Source organism: Amycolatopsis sp. NPDC104863 (genome assembly GCF_055582965.1).
Window position 1 is genome coordinate 214508 of record NZ_JBVJOW010000010.1, and the last position, 19220, is coordinate 233727.

The following is a 19220-nucleotide window of genomic DNA, read 5'->3' on the forward strand; positions in this document are numbered from 1 at the left end:
GCACTAAACCCCTCCGGATGGGGAAACGAGCCGGCCACGGCTTCCGGGTGATCGGGCTGATTTCGGGCACGTCGGTCGACGGCATCGACGTGGCCGCCGCCGACCTGCACGCCGAGGACGGCACGGTGGTGCTGACCCCGCTGGGCGAGCTCGACATCGCCTACCCCGAGCCGCTGCGTGACGGCCTGCTCGCCGCCCTCCCGCCGAACCCGTGCACCGCCGGCGAGCTGACGCGGCTCGACACCGGCGTCGGCCAGGCGTTCGCCGACGCGGCCCTGCGCGGCGCCGTCGAGCTCGCCGGTGGCACCGCGGACTTCGTCGCGTCGTTGGGCCAGACGGTGTTCCACTGGGTAGAGGACGGCCACGTCCACGGGACGCTGCAGCTCGGCCAGCCCGCCTGGATCGCCGAGCGCACCGGGCTGCCGGTGGTCGCCGACCTGCGGGCCCGGGACGTCGCCGCGGGCGGGCACGGCGCGCCGCTGGCGAGCACGTTCGACCAGCTGTGGCTGCGCGGCGTGGCCGAGGACACCGGCGGCCCCGTCGCCGCGCTCAACCTCGGCGGCATCGCGAACATCACCGTCGTCGCCGAGGGACGGCCGGCGGTCGCCTACGACACCGGACCGGCCAACGCGCTGCTCGACCTGGCCGCCTACCGCGTCACCGGGCGCCGCAGCGACGTCGACGGGCAGCTCGCGCTCAGCGGCTCGGTGCGCGCGGACCTGCTCCGGCGGCTGCTCGCCGATCCGTACTTCGCCGCCGCGCCGCCGAAGTCCACCGGCAAGGAGCACTTCAACGCGCCGTTCCTCGACGCCGCCCTGCACGACCTTCCGCCGGTCGCCCCCGGCGACCTGCTGGCGACGCTGACCGAGCTCACCGCGGTGACCGTCGCCGACGAATGCCGCCGGCACGGCGTCACGGCGGTCATCGCCTCCGGCGGCGGGGTCGCGAACCCGGCCGTGATGGCCGCGCTGGCCCGGAACCTGCCGTCCGCCGCGCTCAAGACCAGCGACGACCTCGGCCTGCCCGGCGCCGGCAAGGAGGCGTACCTGACCGCGCTGCTCGGCTGGCTCACCTGGTGCGGCGTGCCGGGTACGGTTCCGTCGGCGACCGGCGCCCGCGGACCCCGCCTGCTCGGCGCGCTCGTGCCGGGCGCCGGGCCACTGACCCTTCCCGCCCCGCTGGGGGGCGCCGTGACGCGGTTGCGAGTCGCGGAGAAGGCCGGATGAACAGACAGTAGGAGAAGTCCATGCGTGGTGTTGACCTCGCCATCATCGTGGTCTACCTGGCGGCGATGCCGCTGATAGGCGTGCTGGTCGGGCGGAAACAACGCTCTGCCGCCGACTACTTCGTCGGCGAGCGCAGCCTGCCGTGGGGCGCGGTCATGTTGTCCGTCGTGGCCACCGAGACCTCGACGCTCACCGTGATCAGCACGCCGGGTCTCGTGTTCGGCAACGCGTTCCTGTTCCTGCAGCTGGCCTTCGGTTACATCATCGGCCGGGTCATCGCCGCGTTCGTGCTGCTGCCGCGGTACTTCCGGGGCAACCTCGTGAGCGCGTACGCCTTCCTCGGGAAGCGGTTCGGCTCGGGCCTGCAGGGCACCGCGTCGGTGACGTTCGTGATCACCCGGCTGCTCGCCGAGGGCGTGCGCCTGTTCGCCGGCGCGATCCCGATCAAGGTGATCCTCGGGCACTACAACATCCACCTGGACTACTGGGTCATCGTGGTGATCCTGACCGCGCTGACGCTGATCTACGCCTACATCGGCGGGATCAAGGCGGTCGTCTGGGTCGACGTCATCCAGCTCACGCTGTACCTCGGCGGCGCCGCGGTGGCCGCGATCGTGCTGCTGAACAAGCTGCCCGGCGACTGGATGACCCAGGCGTCCGACGACGGCAAGTTCATGCTCGTCGACTTCACGAAGAACCTCCTGACCAGCCCGTACGCCTTTGTGACGGCGGTGCTCGGCGGCGCGGCGCTTTCGATGGCCTCGCACGGCGCCGACCAGCTGATCGCACAGCGGCTGATGGCGACGCGCAGCCTGCGCGACGGCCAGAAGGCGCTCATCGGCAGCGGCATCATCGTGACGATCCAGTTCGCGCTGTTCCTGCTGGTCGGGGCGATGCTGTGGGTGTTCAACGGCCGCAAGTCGGTCGCGGAGCTCGGCCTGCAGAGCCCGGACGACGTGTTCTCGCGGTTCATCATCGACGACCTGCCGGTCGGGGTGTCGGGCCTGCTCATCGCGGGTGTCCTCGCCTCGACCATGGGGGCTCTGGCGTCGGCGCTCAACGCCCTTTCGACGTCGACCGTGGCCGACCTCTACCAGCGCTTCACCAAGCGCTCGCCGGAAGACTCCAAGCTGCTGCAGCACGGTCGCATGTGGACACTCATCTGGGCCGTGGTGTTCGCGGTGTTCGCGTCGCTGTTCTCCACCACGAAGAACTCCGTGATCGAGCTGGGGCTCGCGATCACCGGCTACACCTACGGCGCGCTGCTCGGGTCGTTCCTGCTCGGCCTGCTGGTCAAGAAGGCGCGGCAGGCGGACGCGGTCATCGCGTTCGTCACGACCGTCGTGGTGATGGCGTTCGTGATCCTCGGGGTGAAGTTCAGCGCGAAGACCGGCGGTCTGCTGGGCATCGACTTCAGCAAGGCCGCCGGGGACAAGGTCGCGCTCGCCTACCCCTGGTACACGCTGCTGGGCGTGGTGATCACGCTGGTCGTCGGCGGGTTGCTCTCCCTACGGCACCGGACGCCGGACCCGAAGGCGGCCGAGGCCGAGGCCGCCGAGACGGCGCCGGAGGAAGCCGCCGCCTGATTCTTCTGAACCGCTTCCGGCGGGCGCCCGTGTTGGTCAGCGGGTGCCCGCCGGGAAGCGGCGGGAGGAATCGAAGGTGGGTTCATGAAACGGATGACGGTGGCGCTCGCGGTCGGCGCCCTGGTGCTCGGCGGCGCGGCGACGGCTTCGGCCAGCCCGGCGGGCCCGAAGGTGCCGGAGACGATCAAGGTCCCGGCCGGCAACCGGGCGCTCGCGACGTACCCGGCCGAGGGTGTCCAGATCTACGGGTGCACCACCGGCGCGTGGGCGCTGATCCAGCCCGCGGCGGTGCTCTCCAGACACGGCAAGCCGGTGGCCCTGCACAGCAAGGGTCCGGTGTGGACGTCCATTGTGGACGGAAGCACGGTCGGCGCGGCGGCGGTGGCGAACGCGCCACGCGACGGCGCGATCCCGGAACTGCTGCTCAAGGCCAACCTCAACACGGGTGACGGGATCTTCGGGAAGGTCACGTACGTCCAGCGGCTCAACACCCGCGGCGGCGTGGCCCCCGCGGGAGCCTGCACCGACGGAGCGCAGACCGCGGTGCGCTACTCGGCCGACTACGCCTTCTGGGTGGCCCAGTAGTAGCGTTCGGGAAATCGAACTGCCCCCTGCTCCCGCACCGCCGTAAGCTGGCTGCGGGGACAGGGGGTTTCACATGGGGTTCTTCATCGGGGTCGGCGCCGTGGTCGTCGTGGTGCTCGCCATCGCGCTGGTCATGGACCGGTCCGACCGCAAACGGGGCGTCAAGCGGGGCATGATGGCACCGCGCGGGCGCCGTCCGCGGATCGGCGACGCCACCCACATCGGCAACGATCTCGGCACCTACGAGCCTCGCGTGCGCGGCGACGACCGCCGGGCGCCGCGCGAAGACGAGATGTGAGTGTCAGCCGACGGCGACGGGCTCGTCGTCGGCTGTGCGCAGGCGCTGCGAGATCACCTTCGTGATGCCGTCACCCTGCATGCTCACGCCGTAGAGCGCGTCGGCGATCTCCATGGTCGGCTTCTGGTGGGTGATGATGATCAGCTGCGACGAGTCGCGCAGCTGCTCCAGCAGTCCGATCAGCCGGCGCATGTTCGTGTCGTCGAGTGCCGCCTCGACCTCGTCCATGACGTAGAAGGGTGACGGCCGGGCGCGGAAGATCGCGACCAGCATGCCCACCGCGACCAGCGACTTCTCGCCACCCGACAGCAGCGACAGCCGCTTGACCTTCTTGCCCGGCGGGCGCGCTTCGACGTCGACGCCGGTGCTCAGCAGGTCGTCCGGCTCGGTGAGGACCATCCGGCCTTCGCCGCCCGGGAAGAGGACGCTGAACACTGTCTCGAACTCGCGGGCCACGTCCGCGTACGCGCCGGCGAAGACCTCGAGGATCTTCTCGTCGACCTGCTTGATGACGGCTTCGAGGTCCTTGCGGGTGTCCTTGAGGTCTTCCAGCTGCGTGGACAGGAACTTGTACCGCTCCTCCAGCGCTGCGAACTCCTCGAGCGCGAGCGGGTTCACCTTGCCCAGCAACGACAAGTCCTTCTCGGCGCGCTTGGCGCGGCGGGCCTGGGTGTCGCGGTCGTACGGCATGGGCGGCGGCGGGGTGACGTCCTCGCCGCGGTCCTTGGCCGCCTCGTACTCGGCCATCTCGCCCGCGCTCGGCGGGACCGGGACGTCCGGGCCGTACTCCTGGACCAGGTCGGTGAGGCCGATGCCGAAGTCCTCGGCGATCTTCGCTTCCAGCGTCTCCAGGCGCAGCCGCTGCTCGGCGCGCAGCACCTCGTCGCGGTGGACGGCGTCGGTCAGCTTCTCCAGCTCGCCGGTCAGCTCGCGGACCTTGGCGCGGACGCCGGTCAGCGCGGACTCACGGCTCTGACGGCGGGACTGGACCTGGTCGCGCTCGGCGGCCGCGCGCTGCACCGACTGCTCGATGCGCTCCAGCGCGAGCTCACCGCCGTTGACCACGGCGTTGGCGATCTCGGCGCCGCGCTTGCGGTTCGCGGCCGCACGCTCGGCGCGTTCGCGGGCCTGCTGCTCGGCGTGCGCGGCGCGACGGAGGCCTTCGGCCTTGCCGGCGATGCTGCGCGCCCGCTCTTCGGCGGTGCGCTGCGCGAGCCGCGCCTCCATCTCCTCCTGCCGGACGACGGCCAGCTCCTCGGCGGCCGCGTCGCGCTCCGCGGTGTCCGGGTCGTCCTCGACCGGCTGCTCGGCGACGGCGGCGAGCCGTTCCTCCAGCTCGGCGAGCTGGGCCAGGGCCTGCACCCGGCTCTGCTCGACCTTCGCGCGCTGGCCGGTGAGCCGCTCGACCTCGGCCTGCGCCTGGCGGGCTGCCTGCTGCAGCCGGCTGAGCCGCTCCGACGAGCGGGCCTTGCGGACCTTGGCGTCGCCGAGCGCGTCCTTGGCCTGGGAAACCTCTTCGCGACGCGCCTGCTGCTCGGCGCGGGCGCCTTCCAGCTCGGCCGCGTACCGCTCCAGCGAGCGCTCGGCCGTGCGGAGCCGGTCGCCCGCCTCGTCGACGGCCGCCTGGACCTCGATCACGCTCTCGCGCTTGCCGGAGCCGCCGATCGCCCAGCGGGCACCGAAGACGTCACCCTCGGCGGTGACCGCGCGGACGTCCTGGTGCACCGCGACGAGCTGCCGCGCCGCGTCGAGGTCGCGGACCAGGGCCAGCTTGTCGAGAGCCTGCTCGACGGCGGGCCGCAGCTGCGCGGGCGCCGTGACGACCTCACGCGCCCAGCGCGCGCCTTCCGGCAGTGACGGCCACGAGTAGGTGTCCACAGTGGACTCGGGCCCGCCGAGCAGGATGCCCGCGCGGCCGGAGTCCGTTTCCTTCAGGTACTTCAGCGCACGCAGGGCGTCTTCGCCGCCCGAGACGGCGATCGCGTCGGCCACCGGGCCGAGCGCCGCGGCCAGTGCGACCTCGTATCCGGGCTCGACGGTCAGCAGCGCCGCGACCGAGCCGAGCAGGCCCGGCAGCTCGTGGGACGCGCCGAGCAGCGCGCCCGCGCCGTCCTTGCGCCGCAGCCCCATCGACAGCGCCTCGACCCGCGCCTTCTCCGACGCGATCTCGCGCTCGGCGGCGCGTTCGGCCTTGACCAGCTCTTCGACGCGCGCCTTGGCCGCGTTGTTGGCCTCGACCGCGCGGTCGTGGTGGGCCATCAGCCCGGAGTCGTCGGACTCCTCCGCGCCGCCCTCGGCCTTGGCCATTTCCATTTCTTCGACGGCGATCTCGGCGCGCTCGGCGGACTCTTCGATGGAGACGCTGAGCCGGTCGATCTCGTCGGTGGTGGCGCCGTTCTTGCTGCGCAGGGCCTCGACCTGGCCGGTCAGCTTGGCCATGCCCTCACGGCGGTCGGCGATCGCGCGGACGGCGGCCCAGTGCGCACGCTCGGCGGCCTGGACGCGCTGTTCGAGGTCCTCGCGCCGCAGCACGGTCTGGGCGAGCAGCTCCCGGGCCTCCATGACGGCCTCGTTGAGCTCTTCTTCCTGCTCGGCGACGCGCTCGGCCTCTTCGAGCAGCTCTTCGGGGTCACGGCCGCCGGTGTGCCCGGCGACGTCGGCGGAGAGGTGCCGCTGCCGCTCGATCGCGAGGCGGACGGTGCCGCGCAGGCGCTCGGCCAGCGCGGACAGCTTGTACCAGGTCTCCTGGGCGGTCTGGAGCAGCGGAGCGTCCTCGGCGAGCGAGGCCTCCAGCTCGGCTTCCTCGGCGGAGACGAGCTCGAGGTGCTGCTCGACCTCGCCGCGGCGCTGGCGGGCGGTCTTCTCGTCGGCCTCGTCGCGCGCGATGGTGTCCCGCTGCGTGACCAGGTCGTCGGCGAGCAGGCGCAGGCGGGAGTCGCGCAGCTCGGACTGCACCGACTGGGCCTTGCGGGCGATCTCGGCCTGCTTGCCCAGCGGCTTGAGCTGGCGGCGCAGCTCGGTGGTGAGGTCGCCGAGGCGGTCGAGGTTGCCCTGCATGTTGGCCAGCTTGCGCAGGGTCTGTTCCTTGCGCTTGCGGTGCTTGAGGACACCGGCGGCCTCTTCGATGAAGGCGCGGCGCTCTTCGGGCTTGGACTCGAGGATCGCCGAGAGCTGGCCCTGCCCGACGATGACGTGCATCTCGCGGCCGATGCCGGAGTCCGAGAGCAGCTCCTGGACGTCCATCAGGCGGCAGCGGTCGCCGTTGATCTCGTACTCGCTCGCGCCGTCGCGGAACATCCGGCGGGTGATCGACACCTCGGCGTACTCGATGGGGAGCGCGCCGTCGGCGTTGTCGATGGTGAGGGTGACCTCGGCGCGGCCGAGCGGGGCGCGGCCCGCCGTGCCGGCGAAGATGACGTCCTCCATCTTGCCGCCGCGCAGGTCCTTCGCGCCCTGGGTGCCCATGACCCAGCGCAGCGCGTCCAGCACGTTGGACTTGCCGGAACCGTTCGGGCCGACCACGCAGGTGATGCCCGGTTCGAAGCGCAGCGTGGTGGCCGAGGCGAAGGACTTGAAGCCCTTCAGCGTCAAGCTTTTCAGGTGCACTGCGTGCTGACCCCTCTGGCTGCCGGTACTGGCGTTTCAATCGTCCCAGGCTACCTGGGGGCCTCCCGGCACCGCCGGACGCGCCCCCTCATCGGCGCGCCTTAGCACAGCGTGCGCGTGCTCAGCAACCTCCTGCGTCACACCCGCCCCGGAAGTACCAAGCTCCGGATCAGCGTTCCCGGAAGCCGTCGAGTCCCCCTTTCGGGTCAGACCAGCGCTCGACGACCGTCTCCACACTTCCGGGTGATTCCCCGGACCGAAGAGCGTCGAGCAACCGCTCACAGTGGTCTCGATCACCCTCCGCTATGACCTCAACACGCCCGTCGGGCATGTTGCGGGCGCTGCCCACCAGCCCCAGTTCGAGCGCCCGGCTCCGAGTCCACCAGCGGAAACCGACACCTTGGACGCGACCGCGCACCCACGCGGTCAACCGCGTGTTCGTTTGTCCCTCACTCACGCTTTCATCCTTTCCGGACACTTCGACTGCGCACAGTGATCACGCGGCCCTACTACCTGGGCGAATACGGCACCGACGGTGATAGCCTCGCCGCCGAGGTCGCCCTCTCGGGTTCCCCCGCCCGGGGAGGCAGTGATCGATTCACGGCCTCGCCCGCGCCTCTCCCGAACCCCCGAGGAGCCTGCAATGTCCCGCCCCGACGGGCCGCACGTGACCAGGGTCGACACCGCGCCGCCCAAGAGCAGCAAACCCAACCGCACCGGGTACGTCGTGCTCGGGGTCGCCGGGCTGGTCGTCGCGACCGCGTTCGCCGCCGTCGCCGAGCTCGCCGGCCCCGACCCCGCCGGCACCGCGGGTGGAACCGGGGGCACCGGCGGCCAGGGCACGTCGCAGGCCGGCCTGCAGACGGTGCCGAGCACACCGGTGAGCGGCCCGTCGACCGTCGGCGGTGTGCCGACGACGGAGTCGTCCACCGCGCCGTCGACCGCCCCGAGCACGGTGGTGTCGGTGAGCCCGGACGGTAAGACCACGACGACGGTGGTCACCCAGGCGCCGCCCCCGCCGCGCAACGACACGGGCGACAACCCGCCGCCCCAGACAACGCCGACGCCGACCAAGACGACGCCGACGACCAAGACGACGCCGACCCCGACCACAACGCCGACCACTCCGACCACGGAGCCGTCGACACCGACTTCGGGCGGCGGAACCAGCACGGGCGGCGCGCCGACGTCCCCGTCGAGCGGCGCCACCTCGGGTTCGACCGGAAGCCCGACGCACGCTCAGTGAGTGGGAAAGCATCGAAGGCCACCGCCGCGGCGGTGGCCTTCGACATATCCGGGCAAGGGCGGCGCTGCCCCTGTCCGAGCACCAGGGTCCCTCTTACCGCTTGAAGCGGTTGACCTGGGCGTACAGAGCCCAGAAGTAGCCGGCCAGCAGCAGGCCCGCGGTCGCGGACGCCAGCCGCACCCATTCGACGGCGCCGCCGTCGAAGGCCATCACGATCCAGGTGAACGCGCCGAGCGACCAGCCCACCGCCAGGAGCAGGGACAGCCCCGCCGGGACGCGCACCCCGCCGGGCATCAGGTTCGTCGATCGCTTCACCCTGCTGAGGTACCCACCCGGCCCCCGGTTCATACCTCGAAGCGGTACCCCATACCCGGTTCGGTGAGCAGGTGCCGCGGCCGCGAAGGCTCCGGCTCCAGCTTGCGCCGCAGCTGGGCCAGATAGACCCGCAGGTAGTGCGACTCCGTCTCGTACGACGGGCCCCACACCTCGTGCAGCAGCTGCTTCTGCGCCACCAGCCGGCCGCGGTTGCGGACCAGCAGCTCCAGCACGCCCCACTCCGTCTTCGTCAGGTGGACCTCCGCGCCGTCGCGGAGGCGGACGCGCTTGGCCGCCAGGTCGACGCTGAACGACTCCGTGTCGACCACCGCTTCGACCCCGTCGGCGCCGGCCACCGCCGAACGGCGGACCGCCGCGCGCAGCCGGGCCAGGAGCTCGTCCATGCCGAACGGCTTGGTCACGTAGTCGTCCGCGCCCGCGTCGAGGGCCTGGACCTTGTCGGCCGAGTCGCCGCGGGCCGACAGGACGATGATCGGGACCGTCGTCCAGCCGCGCAGGCCCGCGATCACCTCCGTGCCGTCCAGGTCGGGCAGGCCGAGGTCCAGCACGACCACGTCCGGCTTGGTCTCGGCGACCGCCTTCAGCGCCGCCGTGCCGTCGTGCGCGGTGATCACCTTGTAGCCGCGGGCGTTCAGGTTGATCCGCAGCGCCCGCACGATCTGCGGCTCGTCGTCCACCACCAGCACGGTGGCCCCCGGGTCGCTCATCGCACCCCCTCTTCTTCGAACTCGACGCTGAAAGCCGGCAGCGAGACCACGATCGTGAGCCCGCCGCCCGGGGTGTCCTCGGCGCGGATCGTGCCGCCCATCGCCTCGGTGAACCCCTTCGCCACCGACAGCCCGAGCCCGACGCCCGGCGTGGTGTCCCGGTCGCCGCCGAGCCGCTGGAACGGCGCGAACGCCGAGTCCGCGGCGCCCTTGCGCAGGCCACGGCCGTGGTCGACGATCCGCAGCTCGACCTGCCCGGAGTGGGTGGACGCCCGCGCCGACACCCGGCCCCCGCCGTGGCGGAGCGCGTTGTCCAGCACGTTCGCCACCACCCGTTCCAGCAGGCCCGGATCGGCCAGCACCGGCGGCAGCCGGTCGTCGACCGCGACCTCGACCGCCTCCGATGAGTCTACAGTGGACAGAGCGTGCGCGACGACCTCGTCGTAGCCCACCGGACGCAGGAGCGGCTTCACCGCGCCGGTCGCCAGCCGCGAGGAGTCCAGCAGGTTGTCGATCAGCCCGGCCAGCCGGTCGGCCGACAGCTCGATGGCCTCCATCAGCTCCGCGGTGTCCTCTTCGGACAGCTGGAGGTCGGGCGCTCGCAGGCTGCCGATCGACGCCTTGATCGACGTCAGCGGCGTGCGCAGGTCGTGCCCGACGGCCGAAAGCAACGTCGTGCGCAGCTCGGTCGCCTCGGCCTTGCGCTCGGCGCGGGCCGCGGCGGCGGCCGCCCGCTGCTGACGCAGGGCCAGCAACGCCTGCCCGGCCACGGCTTCCAGCACCCGCCGGTCCGCCGCCGGGAGCGCCCGCCCGCGCAGGGTCAGGTGCACGTCGGCGGTGACGGCGATGTCGACGTCGGCCTCGTCCGGGTCGGCGCACGGGTGCTCCCCCGCGACCGCCACCCGCCACCACTGCCCTTCCTGCTTCTCCAGCAGCGTCACCGACGTCAGCGCGAAGTTCTCCCGCACCTTCTCCAGCAGCCGCTCGATCGGGTTCGTGTGGGTCAGCACGGTCCGCGCGTACGACGCGAGCAGCGCCGCTTCGGTCCGCGCCCGCGCCGCCTGCGTGGCGCGGCGCGCCGCCTGGTCGACGACCAGCGCGACGAGCACCGCGACCACGACCATCGCGATCAGCGTCACGAGGTTCTGCGGGGTGTGCACGGTCAGCGTGTACAGCGGCGGGGTGAAGAAGAAGTTGAGCAGCCCGGCCCCGAGCACGGCCGCGACCAGCGCCGGGCCGAGGCCGCCGACCAGCGCGACGACCACGGTCGCCAGCACGTAGGAGATGACGTCGGTGGCGAAGTCGAGCCCGGCCGGGATGAAGAACCCGACCACGGTGACCAGCACCGGCAGCACCACGCTGAGCACCCAGCCCGCGACGAGCCGCGAGAACCCGAGCGGGCTCGCGCCGAGCCGGGCGCGCAGCCGGCCGCCGGCCTCGGCGTGGGTGACCATGTGGACGTCGATCGGGCCCGACTGCCGGACCACGCCGGCGCCGATGCCCTCGTCGAACAGCCGCGCCACGCGGGAGCGCCGGGAGGTGCCGATCACCAGCTGCGTCGCGTTGACCCCGCGGGCGAAGTCCAGCAGCGCGGTCGGGACGTCGTCGCCGACCACGGTGTGGAAGGTCGCGCCGACTTCTTCGGCGAGCGTCCGGCAGCGGGCGATCGCGGTGGGCCCGAGCCCGGACAGGCCGTCGCCACGCAGGATGTGCACCACCTGCAGCTCGGCGCCGGCGCGGGTGGCGATCCGGCTGGCGCGGCGGATGAGCGTCTCGCTCTCCGGGCCGCCGGTGATGGAGACGACGACGCGTTCGCGCGCCTCCCACGTGTCGGTGATCCGCTGCTCGGCGCGGTAGCGCTGGAGCGCGACGTCGACCTGGTCGGCCACCCACAGCAGGGCGAGCTCGCGCAACGCCGTCAGGTTGCCCGGCCGGAAGTAGTTGCCGAGGGCGGCGTCAATGCGCTCGGCGGGGTAGACGTTGCCGTGCGCGAGCCGCCGCCGCAGCGCCTCGGGCGTGATGTCGACCAGCTCGAGCTGTTCGGCGCGGCGGACGACCTCGTCCGGCACGGTCTCCTGCTGGGTGACGCCGGTGATCCGCTCGACGACGTCGTTGAGGCTCTGCAGGTGCTGCACGTTGACCGTCGACAGCACGTCGATCCCGGCTTCGAGGAGCTCTTCGACGTCCTGCCAGCGCTTGGCGTTGCGCGAGCCCGGCACGTTGGTGTGCGCCAGTTCGTCGACGACGGCGACTTCCGGGGCCCGCTTGAGGATGGCTTCGACGTCCATCTCGTCGAACTCGCGGCCGCGGTGCTCGGCGTGCCGCCGCGGCACGGTTTCCAGGCCTTCCAGCAGCTTCGCGGTCTTCTCGCGGCCGTGCGTCTCCACCAGCCCGACCACGACGTCGGTGCCGCGGTCCAGGCGCCGCCGCGCCTCGCCGAGCATGGCGAAGGTCTTGCCGACGCCCGGAGCCGCGCCGAGGTAGATCCTCAGTTCCCCCCGGCGCGGCTTCTTTGCACTGGTCACGCTGTCAGTGTGCCCCTCCGGCCGCGGCTTGCACGGCCAAGTTGAGCTGGAGCACATTCACACCCGGGACGCCGATGCCCGCGCCGCTCGTGTTCTGCTCGACCAGCTGCTTGACGCGGTCCACCGGCAGCCCCGTCACCCGGGCGACCCGGGCGATCTGGAGGTCGGCGTAGGCGACGCTGATCGCCGGGTCGAGGCCGGAGCCCGACGCCGTCACCGCGTCCGGCGGCACCTGATCGGGCGACACCCCTTCGCGCTGGGCGATCGCTGCGCGCCGCTCCTGGATCGTCTTCACCAGGTCCTCGTTGTACGGGCCCTTGTTGGACGCGCCGGAGGTCGACGGGTCACCGGGGCCGAGCGCGTCCTTCGACAGCGCCGAAGGCCGGTTGTGGAACCACGGGTCGCGCGCCGGGTCGGCGGGCACCGGGTCGACGCCGATCAGCGACGACCCGACGGCCTGGCCGTTCTGCGTGACGACCGAGCCTTCCGCGTTGCCCTCCAGGCCGGGAATCCGGGCGACCGCCCACACGGCGAGGGGGTAGAGGATCCCGAGCAGGACGGTCATCACGACGAGGACGCGCAGCCCGGCCCAGGTCTGCTTGAGCAGAGTGTTCACGACATTCACCCGATTCCAGGGATGAGGCGCACGAGCAGGTCGATCAGCCAGATTCCGAGGAAGGGGCTGACGATGCCGCCGAGGCCGTAGACGAGCAGGTTGCGGCGCAGCAGCGCGGAGGCCGACGACGGCTTGTACCGCACGCCGCGCAGGGCCAGCGGGATCAGCACGACGATGATCAGCGCGTTGAAGATGACCGCGGAGAGGATCGCCGACTTCGGCGTGGCCAGGTGCATGATGTTCAGCGCGCCGAGCTGGGCGAAGATGCCGGTGAACATCGCCGGCAGGATCGCGAAGTACTTCGCGAGGTCGTTCGCCACGCTGAACGTCGTCAGCGCGCCGCGCGTGATCAGCAGCTGCTTGCCGATCTCGACGATCTCGATCAGCTTCGTCGGGTCGCTGTCGAGGTCGACCATGTTGCCGGCCTCCTTCGCGGCCGACGTGCCGGTGTTCATCGCGACGCCGACGTCGGACTGCGCGAGCGCGGGGGCGTCGTTGGTGCCGTCACCGGTCATCGCGACCAGGCGGCCGCCCTCCTGCTCCTGTTTGATGAGCGCCATCTTGTCTTCGGGCTTGGCCTCGGCGAGGTAGTCGTCGACACCGGCGTCCGCGGCGATGGCCTTGGCGGTGAGCGGGTTGTCACCGGTGATCATCACCGTCTTGATGCCCATCGCCCGCAGTTCCTTGAAGCGCTCCTTCATGCCGGGCTTGACGACGTCGGACAGCCGGATCACACCGCGCACCACGGTGTCTTCGGCGACGACGAGCGGGGTGCCGCCCTGGGCGCTGATCTCGTCGACCACGCGCTCGGTCTCGTCGGGGAACTGCCCGCCGTTGTCCCGGACCCATGCGCGCACGGCACTCGCCGCGCCCTTCCGGATCCGCCGGGTGCCGACGTCGAGCCCGCTCATCCGGGTCTGGGCGGTGAACGGGACGAACTCGCCCGGCACGTCCTGGCTCGCGTAGGCGTCGGTCAGTTCGACGACGCTGCGGCCCTCGGGGGTTTCGTCGGCGAGGCTCGCCAGCCGGGCCGCCCGCGCGAGTTCGTCCATCGTGGACGTTCCGACGGGGATCAGCTCGGTCGCCTTGCGGTTGCCGAAGGTGATGGTGCCGGTCTTGTCGAGCAGCAACGTCGAGACGTCGCCCGCGGCTTCGACCGCGCGGCCGCTGGTCGCGAGAACGTTGCGCTGCACCAGGCGGTCCATGCCGGCGATGCCGATGGCGCTGAGCAGCGCGCCGATCGTCGTCGGGATGAGGCAGACCAGCAGCGCGGTCAGGACGATCACGGACTGCTCGGACCCGGAGTAGCGCGCCATCGGCTGCAGCGCCACGACGGCGAGCAGGAAGATGATCGTCAGCGTCGAGAGCAGGATGGTCAGCGCGATCTCGTTCGGCGTCTTCTGCCGCGAAGCGCCTTCCACCAACGCGATCATGCGGTCCACAAAGGACTCACCCGGCTTGGTCGTGATCTTCACGACGACCCGGTCGCTCAGCACGGTCGTGCCGCCGGTGACGGCCGACCGGTCGCCGCCGGACTCGCGGATGACCGGGGCGGACTCGCCCGTGATGGCCGACTCGTCGACGGTCGCGATGCCCTCGACGACATCGCCGTCGCCCGGGATCACCTGGCCCGCCTCGACGACGACCAGGTCGCCGATCTTCAGCTCGACCCCGGGCACCTGCTCCTCGCCGGTCGAGGTGAGCCGCCGGGCGACGGTCTCCTTCTTCGACTTCCGCAGCGACTCCGCCTGCGCCTTGCCCCGCCCTTCGGCGACGGCTTCGGCGAGGTTCGCGAAGAGGACCGTGAACCACAGCCAGACGGCGATCAGGATGGTGAACACACTCGGGTCGGTGACCGCGAAGACCGTGGTGAGCGCGGACCCCACCCACACCACGAACATCACCGGGTTGCCGAGCTGGTGCTTCGGGTTGAGCTTCCGGAACGCGTCCGGCAGCGACGTCCAGAGCTGGCGCGGGCTGAACACTCCCGCGCCGACCTTGCTCGTGGTTTCGGCCGGAGTCACCTGAGGTCGTTCTTCGGTGACGGTCATGCGAGTGCCTCCGCGATGGGCCCGAGCGCGAGCGCCGGGATGAAGGTGAGGGCCGCGACGAGCACCACCGTGCCGGTGAGCATGGTGGCGAACAGCGGCCCGGTGGTGGGCAGGGTGCCCGCGGTTTCGGGCACCCTGCGCTGGGCGGCCAGCGAACCGGCCAGGCAGAGCACGGCGAGGATCGGCACGAACCGGCCGATCAGCATCGCCACGCCGAACGAGGACTGGAACCAGTCGCTCGTCGCGGTCAGGCCGCCGAACGCGCTGCCGTTGTTGTTGCCGGTGGACGCGTAGCCGTAGAGGATTTCGGACAGGCCGTGCGCGCCGCTGTTGCCGAGCGCCCCCGCCGTGCCCGGCAGCAACAGGGCGATCCCCGAGCCGAGGAGCACCACGGTCGGCATCGCCAGCATGGCGATCGCCGCGGCCGTGACTTCGCGCTTGCCGAGCTTCTTGCCCAGGTACTCCGGGGTGCGCCCGACCATCAGGCCGGCCAGGAACATCGCGATGATGGCCATGACGAGGATTCCGTAGAGGCCGGTGCCGACACCGCCGGGCGAGATCTCGCCGTAGAGCATGTTCAGCAACGGTCCCCCGCCGCCGAGGCCCGAGAGGCTGTCGTGGGCGCCGTTGACCGCGCCGGTCGACGTGCCGGTGGTCGTGTCGGCGAAGATCGACGTCAAGCCGATGCCGAACCGCTGCTCCTTGCCCTCCATGCTCGCTCCCGCGGCCAGCGCGGCCGGGTTGTTCGCGTAGGCCTCGGAAAACCAGATGATCGCCAGCGAAGCCGCCCACAGCAGCGTCATCACGCCGAGCAGGACGTACCCCTGCTTGGGCTTGCCGACGAGCTTGCCGAACGCGCGGGTGAGGCTGACCGGGATCACCAGGATCAGGAACAGCTCGATGAGGTTGGTCCAGGCGTTGGGGTTCTCGAACGGGTGCGCGGAGTTGGCGTTGAGGATGCCGCCGCCGTTGGTGCCGAGCTCCTTGATCGCCTCCTGGCTCGCGGCCGGGGCGAGGGCGATGGTGCTCTGGCTGCCATCGGGGTTGGTGACGGCGACGCCCGCCTTGAGGCTCTGCACCACGCCGAGCGCGACCAGCACGATCGCGAAGACGAACGCCATCGGCAGCAGCACGCGGACCGTGCCGCGCGTGAGGTCCACCCAGAAGTTGCCGAGCCGGTCGGTCTTGGCGCGGACGAACCCGCGCGTCACCGCGATCGCCACGGCCAGGCCGACACCGGCCGACAGGAAGTTCTGCACGGTCAGCCCGGCCATCTGCACGAAGTGGCCCATCGTCGTCTCGGGGACGTAGGACTGCCAGTTCGTGTTGGTGACGAAGGAAACCGCCGTGTTGAACGCGACGGCGGGGCTCACCGAGCCGCGGCCCAGGTTCCACGGCAGGATCGGCTGCAGCCGCTGCAGCAGGTAGAGCAGGACGACGGAGACGAACGAGAAGCCCAGCACCCCCGCGGCGTAGGTCGGCCACCGCTGTTCGGAGTCCTGGTTGACGCGGAAGAGCTTGTACAGGCCCTTCTCGAGCTTCAGGTGCTTCTCGGTCGAGAAGACGCGCGCCAGGTAGTCGCCGAGGGGCTTGTAGACCACGGCGAGGGCGGCGAGGAGGAGGCCGAGCTGGATCAGCCCGGCCGTCGTGTCGGACATCAGAATTTCTCCGGCCTGATCAAGGCGACGAACAGGTACACGAGCAGGCCCAGCGCCAGCAGCCCGCCGACGACGTTGGCCACGGTCCCGGCGCCGCTCACAGCTTCTCCAGCCCGCGCAGCGCCAGCGCGAGCACCACGAACACGCCGATCAGCAGGACGGCGTAGAGCAAGTCGGCCACAGGGCACCTCTCAAGACGGGTCACCGGGTTCGGTGACCGGACGGTTCACTGTGCGGCTCGGGGACCCCGTCCCGACCTGCGGCTGACGGCCTCTTGATGCGTTCCTGACACCCATTTACGCCGTCTTTATGGCCGGTGGCGCCGGTCACGCAAACGTTTGCCGGTTAATCACTGTATGCAGTTGGTCAGTGACTCACGACACACCGAGTGACCGAACAAGTGCGGAACGTGCAATTCGGGCAGACAAGATCTTCGACCCGTGTTACACCTGTGTTACCGATAGTTGTATCGGCTAAGCAATATTTGGGAGAGGGGATCACCTATGTGCGGTATCGCCGGCTGGGTTTCCTACGACGCCGACCTCACCCGCCGCCAGGACGTGGTCGACGCGATGACCGCGACCATGTCCTGCCGCGGCCCGGACGACGAGGGCACCTGGGTCCGCCGGAACGTCGCGCTGGGGCACCGGCGGCTCGCGATCATCGACCTGCCCGGTGGCCGTCAGCCGATGTCCGTGCACACGCCGAACGGCGACGTCGCGATGGTCTACAGCGGTGAGGCCTACAACTTCACCGAACTGAAGGAAGAGCTGACCAAGCTCGGCCACAAGTGGGAGACCGACAGCGACACCGAGGTCGTCCTGCACGGCTACCTGCAGTGGGGCGACGCGGTTGTCGACCACCTCAACGGCATGTACGCGTTCGCGATCTGGGACGAGCGCGACGACCGGCTCGTGATGATCCGCGACCGGATGGGCATCAAGCCGTTCTACTACTACCCGACGCGCGACGGCGTGCTGTTCGGCTCCGAGCCGAAGGCGATCCTGGCGAACCCGCTCGCGAAGAAGGTCGTCGACCTCGACGGCTTCCGCGAGCTGGCCGGCTTCACCAAGCGGCCGGGCTGGTCGCTGTGGAAGGACATGGAAGAGGTCCAGCCGGGCACGATCGTCACCGTGTCCCGCGAGGGCATCAAGACCCGCACCTACTGGAAGCTGGACGCGAAGAAGCACACCGACGACCAGGAGACGACGGTCGGCCGCGTCCGCGAGCTGATGACCGACATCGTCAACCGCCAGCTCGTCGCCGACGTCCCGCGGTGCGTGCTGCTTTCCGGCGGCCTCGACTCCAGCGCCGTCACCGGGCTCGCTGCCGCGCGGCTGGCCGAGCAGGGCGAGCAGCTGCGGACGTTCTCCGTCGACTTCTTCGGCCAGGAGGAGAACTTCAAGCCCGACGAGATGCGCGACACGGCGGACTCGCCGTTCGTGCGCGACGTCGCGTCTTTGGTCAACTCGGCGCACGAAGACGTCATGCTCAACCCGGGTGACCTGACCGACCCCGAGGTCCGGCGCGCGGTGCTGCGGGCCCGCGACATCCCGGCCGGCCTCGGCGACATGGACACCTCGCTCTACCTGCTGTTCAAGGCGATCCGCGGCCAGTCGACGGTCGCCCTGTCCGGCGAGTCGGCCGACGAGGTGTTCGGTGGTTACCGCTGGTTCCACGACGAGAAGGCCGTCAACGCCGACACGTTCCCGTGGCTGGCGTTCCGCAACTCGATGATGAACGAGCGGGCGTCGCTGTACACGCCGGAGCTGGTGAAGAACCTCGACGTCGAGGCCTACGTCGCGGACCAGTACTCCTCCGCGGTCGCTTCGGTGGAGCACCTCGACGGCGAGTCCGCGCTCGAGGCGCGGATGCGGACGATCTGCAACCTGCACCTGACCCGGTTCGTGCGGATGTTGCTCGACCGCAAGGACCGCGCGTCGATGGCGGTGGGCCTCGAGGTCCGCGTGCCGTTCTGCGACCACCGGCTGGTCGAGTACGTGTACAACACGCCGTGGTCGCTGAAGACGTTCGACGGCCGCGAGAAGAGCCTCCTGCGGCACGCGACCAAGCACGTCCTGCCGGAGTCGGTGGCCCAGCGGGTGAAGAGCCCGTACCCGTCGACGCAGGACCCGGGCTACGCGGCGGCGTTGCAGCAGCAGGTCAAGGAGGTCCTGGCCGAGCCGAAGCACGAGGTGTTCGGCCTGGTCGACCGCGGCTGGGCGCACCGCGCGTCCGAAGTGGACTCGGCGACGATGGACCCGGCCATGCGCATCGGCCTGGACCGGGTGCTCGACCTGTACCACTGGATCGAGATGTACCAGCCCACGCTCGAACTGTCTTGACCTCAACCGCCCTCGAGGTATGAGGCTGGGGGCATGAAGGTGCTCCTGTTCGGCCGCAACCCGGCCACGGTCTCGAGGGTGACGACGGCGCTGTCCGCGGCAGGTCTTGCCGCGGACGGCGTCGTTTCGGAAGAAGCGGCGTTGGCCCGGCTCGGCGTGGTCGACGCGCTGGTGCTGGGCGCGGGCGTGGTGGGCCCGCTGCGCGAACGCCTGACGGCCGCGGCGGTGCGGCACGGGATCGTGTGGGTGCAGGGGCCGCACATCCTGCCGACCCGAGACGCGCACGAGTACGTGCGGACCGAGATCCTGCCGCGGCTGGGGGGGGGGGGGGGGGGGGGGGGGGGGGGGGGTGGGGCGGGGGGGGGGGGGGGTGGGGGGGGGGGGGAGGGGGTGGAGGGCGAGCAGCGTCTTGAGCAGTCCCGCGATCCCGGCCGC

The 19220-nt window shown here is 71.0% G+C and carries 15 protein-coding genes; 6 read left to right on the forward strand and 9 right to left on the reverse strand.

What is annotated here, in order from left to right; genetic code table 11:
* The first annotated feature begins 17 nt into the window (after positions 1-17).
* The 4 genes from ACZ63J_RS42380 to ACZ63J_RS42395 all read left to right on the forward strand — a co-directional run bounded on the left by ACZ63J_RS42380 (position 18) and on the right by ACZ63J_RS42395 (position 3695).
* On the forward strand, positions 18-1226 hold the full coding sequence (locus tag ACZ63J_RS42380) for an anhydro-N-acetylmuramic acid kinase (RefSeq protein ID WP_465401713.1): 1209 nt from the start codon (positions 18-20) through the stop codon (positions 1224-1226).
* A gap of 20 nt (positions 1227-1246) precedes the next feature.
* Positions 1247-2812 (forward strand): sodium:solute symporter, encoded by a 1566-nt coding sequence (locus tag ACZ63J_RS42385; protein WP_465310570.1) that lies wholly within the window; start codon positions 1247-1249, stop codon positions 2810-2812.
* A gap of 84 nt (positions 2813-2896) precedes the next feature.
* The gene (locus tag ACZ63J_RS42390; RefSeq protein ID WP_465401712.1) at positions 2897-3397 is read left to right on the forward strand and encodes a DUF3455 domain-containing protein; all 501 of its coding nucleotides are present in this window, start codon (positions 2897-2899) and stop codon (positions 3395-3397) included.
* 73 nt (positions 3398-3470) lie between these two features.
* Positions 3471-3695 carry a hypothetical protein gene (locus ACZ63J_RS42395; RefSeq protein ID WP_465401711.1) on the forward strand — a complete coding sequence of 75 codons (225 nt, stop codon included), beginning with the start codon at positions 3471-3473 and terminating at the stop codon, positions 3693-3695.
* 3 nt (positions 3696-3698) lie between these two features.
* On the opposite strand, the gene smc is transcribed toward ACZ63J_RS42395, so the two are convergent.
* Together smc and ACZ63J_RS42405 are read right to left on the reverse strand one after the other, a co-directional pair.
* Complete coding sequence (gene smc, locus ACZ63J_RS42400) at positions 3699-7301, reverse strand: chromosome segregation protein SMC (protein ID WP_465401710.1); 3603 nt, start codon at positions 7299-7301, stop codon at positions 3699-3701.
* Between the two features lie 169 nt (positions 7302-7470).
* Entirely contained in the window at positions 7471-7758 is a 288-nt protein-coding gene (locus tag ACZ63J_RS42405) for an acylphosphatase (RefSeq protein WP_465310739.1), read from the reverse strand.
* A 186-nt stretch (positions 7759-7944) separates the two neighbouring features.
* Here ACZ63J_RS42405 and ACZ63J_RS42410 point away from each other — a divergent pair, with 186 nt between their 5' ends.
* On the forward strand, positions 7945-8547 hold the full coding sequence (locus ACZ63J_RS42410) for a hypothetical protein (protein ID WP_465401709.1): 603 nt from the start codon (positions 7945-7947) through the stop codon (positions 8545-8547).
* Between the two features lie 93 nt (positions 8548-8640).
* Here ACZ63J_RS42410 and ACZ63J_RS42415 read toward each other — a convergent pair whose 3' ends face one another.
* The 7 genes from ACZ63J_RS42415 to kdpF are packed head-to-tail and all read right to left on the reverse strand — an operon-like array spanning position 8641 to position 16541.
* Positions 8641-8862 (reverse strand): hypothetical protein, encoded by a 222-nt coding sequence (locus ACZ63J_RS42415; protein ID WP_465401708.1) that lies wholly within the window; start codon positions 8860-8862, stop codon positions 8641-8643.
* 29 nt (positions 8863-8891) lie between these two features.
* Positions 8892-9590: a response regulator gene (locus tag ACZ63J_RS42420; RefSeq protein WP_465340183.1), complete on the reverse strand. Its 699-nt coding sequence runs from the start codon at positions 9588-9590 to the stop codon at positions 8892-8894.
* Positions 9587-12115, reverse strand: a complete 2529-nt coding sequence (locus ACZ63J_RS42425) for a sensor histidine kinase (RefSeq protein WP_465401707.1) — start codon at positions 12113-12115, stop codon at positions 9587-9589. The genes ACZ63J_RS42420 and ACZ63J_RS42425 overlap by 4 nt, the downstream gene beginning before the upstream one ends.
* A gap of 4 nt (positions 12116-12119) precedes the next feature.
* The gene (locus ACZ63J_RS42430; protein ID WP_465401706.1) at positions 12120-12731 is read right to left on the reverse strand and encodes a potassium-transporting ATPase subunit C; all 612 of its coding nucleotides are present in this window, start codon (positions 12729-12731) and stop codon (positions 12120-12122) included.
* A gap of 5 nt (positions 12732-12736) precedes the next feature.
* A complete protein-coding gene (kdpB, locus tag ACZ63J_RS42435; protein ID WP_465340179.1) occupies positions 12737-14782 on the reverse strand; it encodes a potassium-transporting ATPase subunit KdpB in 2046 nt (681 codons plus the stop codon).
* The gene (gene kdpA, locus ACZ63J_RS42440) at positions 14779-16440 is read right to left on the reverse strand and encodes a potassium-transporting ATPase subunit KdpA (RefSeq protein ID WP_465401705.1); all 1662 of its coding nucleotides are present in this window, start codon (positions 16438-16440) and stop codon (positions 14779-14781) included. Before kdpA ends, kdpB begins: the two co-directional genes overlap by 4 nt.
* Positions 16440-16541, reverse strand: coding sequence for a K(+)-transporting ATPase subunit F (gene kdpF / locus ACZ63J_RS42445; protein WP_247062298.1), 102 nt, complete (start codon positions 16539-16541; stop codon positions 16440-16442). Before kdpF ends, kdpA begins: the two co-directional genes overlap by 1 nt.
* A 402-nt stretch (positions 16542-16943) precedes the next feature.
* On the opposite strand from kdpF, the gene asnB reads away from it, so the two are divergent.
* Positions 16944-18785, forward strand: coding sequence for an asparagine synthase (glutamine-hydrolyzing) (gene asnB, locus ACZ63J_RS42450; protein ID WP_465401704.1), 1842 nt, complete (start codon positions 16944-16946; stop codon positions 18783-18785).
* The last annotated feature ends 435 nt before the right edge of the window (positions 18786-19220 follow it).

What these genes read in the sequence shown, in the direction of transcription:
- ACZ63J_RS42380 (WP_465401713.1), top strand. Translation starts at nt 18, where the DNA reads ATGGGGAAACGAGCCGGCCACGGCTTCCGGGTGATCGGGCTGATTTCG.
- asnB (WP_465401704.1), top strand. Translation starts at nt 16,944, where the DNA reads ATGTGCGGTATCGCCGGCTGGGTTTCCTACGACGCCGACCTCACCCGC.
- ACZ63J_RS42385 (WP_465310570.1), top strand. Translation starts at nt 1,247, where the DNA reads ATGCGTGGTGTTGACCTCGCCATCATCGTGGTCTACCTGGCGGCGATG.
- ACZ63J_RS42410 (WP_465401709.1), top strand. Translation starts at nt 7,945, where the DNA reads ATGTCCCGCCCCGACGGGCCGCACGTGACCAGGGTCGACACCGCGCCG.
- ACZ63J_RS42390 (WP_465401712.1), top strand. Translation starts at nt 2,897, where the DNA reads ATGAAACGGATGACGGTGGCGCTCGCGGTCGGCGCCCTGGTGCTCGGC.
- kdpB (WP_465340179.1), bottom strand. Translation starts at nt 14,782, where the DNA reads ATGACCGTCACCGAAGAACGACCTCAGGTGACTCCGGCCGAAACCACG.
- ACZ63J_RS42395 (WP_465401711.1), top strand. Translation starts at nt 3,471, where the DNA reads ATGGGGTTCTTCATCGGGGTCGGCGCCGTGGTCGTCGTGGTGCTCGCC.
- kdpA (WP_465401705.1), bottom strand. Translation starts at nt 16,440, where the DNA reads ATGTCCGACACGACGGCCGGGCTGATCCAGCTCGGCCTCCTCCTCGCC.
- ACZ63J_RS42420 (WP_465340183.1), bottom strand. Translation starts at nt 9,590, where the DNA reads ATGAGCGACCCGGGGGCCACCGTGCTGGTGGTGGACGACGAGCCGCAG.